Genomic DNA, 3,716 nt, shown 5'->3' with positions numbered 1-3,716 from the left:
CCGTTTTTGATACCGTAACAGTTCCTTGTTTGAAATCAATATCAGACCAGCTCAATGCAACTGCTTCGCCAATTCTGAGACCGGTTGAACCTAGAAAAGGTAAAAGATTTCTTAATAGCCGCATTTTCCATTGAGGGGAAGCCTGATTATCTAAATAATCAAATAAACTTTGAAGTTGAGATTTAGTAAAAAACTTGATCTCTTTTTTTGTAGATTCTACTTTGACATTAGGCATCAGAACAGTTAAACATGGATTAGATGAAATAAGACCATTTGAAATAGCATACTTCATAATTCTATTGATTATAGTATATAATCTCTTATAATCGCTCATTTCGCCTTTTTTTCGTGCCTGACGCCCGTTTAAAGGTTTACTAGCGATAGTTGCCCATATATTAATTTGATGCTGTAAAATGGCAGTTGTGAGTTTATCTATCTTATACTTCCCAAATGCTGGGATAAGATATAATCTTAAATTTTTTTCTGTTTGCTTGACAGTTGCTGATTTTCTATTTATTTTATAAAAATCAAACCATGCTGCTGCAACTTCATCAAAAGTTTTTAAGACTTTAATTTTTTTAGTACAACCATTTTTTATGAACTCATTTTGAAGACGTGAAAGTTTAACTTTTATGTCTTTTTTTGTACGCCCAGTAATGGAAGTTCGAACTTGCTTACCTGTCAGCACATCAGTACCGATATAAGCGCCACGGAGAATATAGCGTACTTCTCCGCTTTTTGTTTTGTATTCTTTTATATTTAGTTTGTTCATGTTGATTTGTCTTTCTAGCACCGCCCAGTACGCAAAAGTCAAAACATGAATGTTGATTTTAAAAGTGTAGGAAGTTAAAGTTCATTTTCATTAGAATCTTTACGACGATAATCTTGCCACCTTTTTTTTAATTCGGCTTTAGTGATGCCATCTTCGAGGGCAAAGTAATTTTCAGGGTTCTGTATTTGTTTTTCTAGTAATTGCTTCTTTAATTGAAAAACTTTTTTTCTGTGTTTTCAAATGAGTAGTTGATCTATTTGTGCATTGGCTAGTTTAAATTCATCAGAATAAAAATAATCAGCTTTTTCTTTATCATCAAAATCAATCGTGGGAGAGCTATATAAATAACTATCAATTGTAGAAATCATTTTGTCTAATTCAGGAAGAAGTTTTTTAGCCATTTCTGTGCGTAGAGCAAGAGTATTGTAGGTAGTGGATACAGGGTTTCCCTTATAATCTTTAATTATTTCCGCTGGAACTTCAACGCCGTAATTTTCCTTGGCAGATGTTTGTATTTCATTAATTTCGTCTTGATATGTTCTAAAATCACTAGTTCCCATAATATAGCTAGTCGTAACGTCAAAGTAATCAGCTAAATCTTGCCAAACTTTGAAATCACGAGGAGAACGTTTTCCAGTTTCATAATTAGTCAGCATACCTTGAGAAATTCCTATTGCTTTTGCTACGGTGCTTTGAGTAACACCTTTTTCAATTCGTAGCTCTTTAATACGATTTAAAGCTTTATATACTTCGTTTGCCATATTTTTACCTCTTTATCATTATACAACATTTTGGTAGTTATTTAAAATAAAAATTTCAATTTTGAAGTATATCACTTGACACTTCGAAAATGAAGTATTATACTATTGTCTAGATACTTCAATTTTGAAGTATCTAGAAAGAAGGTGAAGTAAAATAATGTATTTAACATCAGAAATTAAAACTGCTCTACGCAAAAAACGAGGAGTGCTAGATTTAACAAAAGGTGAAGCTGCCAATCAGCTTGGTATTAATCGTCTTACTTATGGACGTCTTGAAAGCCCAACACGTAATGAGAAAGTACGTCAGAGTACATACGAACGCATTACCGAGTGGCTCGCTAAGGACTATTAAAAAAACGCACCGCCCAGTACGTTGAAATTGAGAACAATGAAGTCAGTCGTTGAGATACGATATTGCGTATTAAACGCTAGAAAGAAATTTAATAATGAAAGACTTAGCATTTTTAACCAGTCCTGACATGAGTAAAGCGGAAGTTGTGACTAACCATATCGTTATTGCTGAATATGCAGGAATCGAAAGGACATCGTTACGTTTACTCATCAATAAACATAAAAAAGATTTTGAGCAATTCGGTAAGTTGATATTTGAAATATCGACCTTGCCAGATAGTCGAGGTCAAAAAGTAAAAATCTATCAACTTAATAGAAATCAAGCCATGTTGATGATTACTTATCTGGATAATACAGAAGTAGTTAGAAATTTTAAAATCGCTCTTGTAAAACGATTTGATGAAATGGAGAAGGAACTCTATGCAAGAAAAATTGCAAGAGCAGTTGAAAAGCCGAAAGGAATTACTCTTCATCAAGCTATTTCTGAGTGGAATCATTACTCACGACATGGTAATACATGGCATACGATTATTAGAAGTTTGCTTGCTACAACAGTAACAGGACTGACAAAGAAGCAAATTCAAGCTAGAGATACTGACTGGCGAAAAGAAAAAACGCTCCTAGACCTCCTTGATTCGGTGGAAATGGAACGTTACAAAATGCTTGAAAGTATCGCAATAGCCATGATTGAAGCTGGTTCCGATTACGAACCACTCAAAGTTGCTATTAAAGCAACAATGACAACAAAAAAAGTCCACACCGACCAAAGTAGAGACTTTTAAACTATAAGTAAGGCAAGCTCTTCATGAGTTTTGCTTTACTCAAATTATAACATATTTGAGGAGAAACACAAATGACAGAATTTATAACCATTGATGAAGCGAAGCTATTATTCACACAGTGCTTAGCAAAATCGAGACACCACATTGAAGTGGATGATGTCACTGACAAACTTTTTGATGGTAAAAGCGTAGCTACCTTTACTTTTATGGGGAATGGCTATCAAGTGGAATTGGAGGCTTAAAATGCAATCATCTACTTTCAAAATAGAAGATTTAGAGAAAGCACGAACTTTTGAAAATAAACATTTTTTAATTCTCTCTGTAAAAATGAATTCTGAAATTGGACATCAAGTTTTTTTAAAAAGCATAAAAAACAAAAAAACAGTAATTATTTTCAATCAAAATAAAGCTCCTCTTTGTATCAAAGTATCTCATGAGTTTGCACAAAGTTGGAAACTGAAAAAACAAGCTGAAACTAAGAAAAGAGATAAAGTATGAAATTTATAAAAATGGACGTTATAAGCACAGAAATACTACCTACTTGGTTGGTTAAACCTAGTCGTGCTGAAGTAAGAAAAATATTAATTGTCAATGAAACTAAAGCCCCAAAGTTGCATATAAGACTTAAACGAGGAGGGAAATCATGAGCATCTTATCATTTGAAGCAGAGCAGGAACTGACTCAATCAGTATTAAATCGTGTTGATAAATTAGTTGAGGCAAGAGTTGAACAAAGTCGTGAGTTCCCATATGTGCAACAAGCTGAATTATTGAAAGAACTGAACATTTCAACCACATATTTAGCTAAACTTCGGGCACACGGATTAAAGCAGGTGATTTTAGAAGATGGAGATCGTACTGTTTGGTATAAAAAAAGTCAATTGGAATCCTTGATGGATTCATTGGCTGAATAGGGGGAAGAAGTGACAGAAGTTAAAACTGATTACGGAGATTTGGAAAAACAACGCAAAGCATGGGAACGGTTAGAAAATAATCTAAAAAAGGTGATTGATCTTCCCTGGGAAAAATTTGGAAACATTGATGGCACTAA

General features: G+C 33.6%; 6 protein-coding genes. 4 read left to right on the top strand and 2 right to left on the bottom strand.

Going from position 1 to position 3,716, the window contains the following annotated elements:
• Both AB0M39_RS41540 and AB0M39_RS41535 read right to left on the bottom strand, forming a co-directional pair.
• A partial coding sequence (locus tag AB0M39_RS41540; RefSeq protein ID WP_365374263.1) for a tyrosine-type recombinase/integrase occupies window positions 1-772 on the bottom strand: 772 nt, incomplete at its 3' end.
• A 236-nt stretch (window positions 773-1,008) separates the two neighbouring features.
• Entirely contained in the window at window positions 1,009-1,533 is a 525-nt protein-coding gene (locus AB0M39_RS41535) for a helix-turn-helix transcriptional regulator (protein ID WP_365374261.1), read from the bottom strand.
• A 446-nt stretch (window positions 1,534-1,979) separates the two neighbouring features.
• Here AB0M39_RS41535 and AB0M39_RS41530 point away from each other — a divergent pair, with 446 nt between their 5' ends.
• From AB0M39_RS41530 to AB0M39_RS41515, 4 genes are all read left to right on the top strand, one after another.
• Window positions 1,980-2,666: a Rha family transcriptional regulator gene (locus AB0M39_RS41530; RefSeq protein ID WP_179107678.1), complete on the top strand. Its 687-nt coding sequence runs from the start codon at window positions 1,980-1,982 to the stop codon at window positions 2,664-2,666.
• Between the two features lie 71 nt (window positions 2,667-2,737).
• Window positions 2,738-2,908 carry a DUF1655 domain-containing protein gene (locus AB0M39_RS41525; RefSeq protein ID WP_269889312.1) on the top strand — a complete coding sequence of 57 codons (171 nt, stop codon included), beginning with the start codon at window positions 2,738-2,740 and terminating at the stop codon, window positions 2,906-2,908.
• Window positions 2,880-3,164 (top strand): hypothetical protein, encoded by a 285-nt coding sequence (locus AB0M39_RS41520; RefSeq protein ID WP_351515821.1) that lies wholly within the window; start codon window positions 2,880-2,882, stop codon window positions 3,162-3,164. Before AB0M39_RS41525 ends, AB0M39_RS41520 begins: the two co-directional genes overlap by 29 nt.
• 145 nt (window positions 3,165-3,309) lie before the next feature.
• Window positions 3,310-3,579 (top strand): hypothetical protein, encoded by a 270-nt coding sequence (locus AB0M39_RS41515; RefSeq protein WP_010906216.1) that lies wholly within the window; start codon window positions 3,310-3,312, stop codon window positions 3,577-3,579.
• Window positions 3,580-3,716 lie beyond the last annotated feature (137 nt).

The sequence above is a fragment of the Streptomyces sp. NPDC051907 genome (assembly GCF_040681075.1).
Classification (GTDB): domain Bacteria; phylum Actinomycetota; class Actinomycetes; order Streptomycetales; family Streptomycetaceae; genus Streptomyces.
This window is presented reverse-complemented; position numbering and strand designations above follow the sequence as displayed.

What these genes read in the sequence shown, in the direction of transcription:
- AB0M39_RS41535 (WP_365374261.1), bottom strand. Translation starts at nt 1,533, where the DNA reads ATGGCAAACGAAGTATATAAAGCTTTAAATCGTATTAAAGAGCTACGA.
- AB0M39_RS41530 (WP_179107678.1), top strand. Translation starts at nt 1,980, where the DNA reads ATGAAAGACTTAGCATTTTTAACCAGTCCTGACATGAGTAAAGCGGAA.
- AB0M39_RS41525 (WP_269889312.1), top strand. Translation starts at nt 2,738, where the DNA reads ATGACAGAATTTATAACCATTGATGAAGCGAAGCTATTATTCACACAG.
- AB0M39_RS41520 (WP_351515821.1), top strand. Translation starts at nt 2,880, where the DNA reads ATGGCTATCAAGTGGAATTGGAGGCTTAAAATGCAATCATCTACTTTC.
- AB0M39_RS41515 (WP_010906216.1), top strand. Translation starts at nt 3,310, where the DNA reads ATGAGCATCTTATCATTTGAAGCAGAGCAGGAACTGACTCAATCAGTA.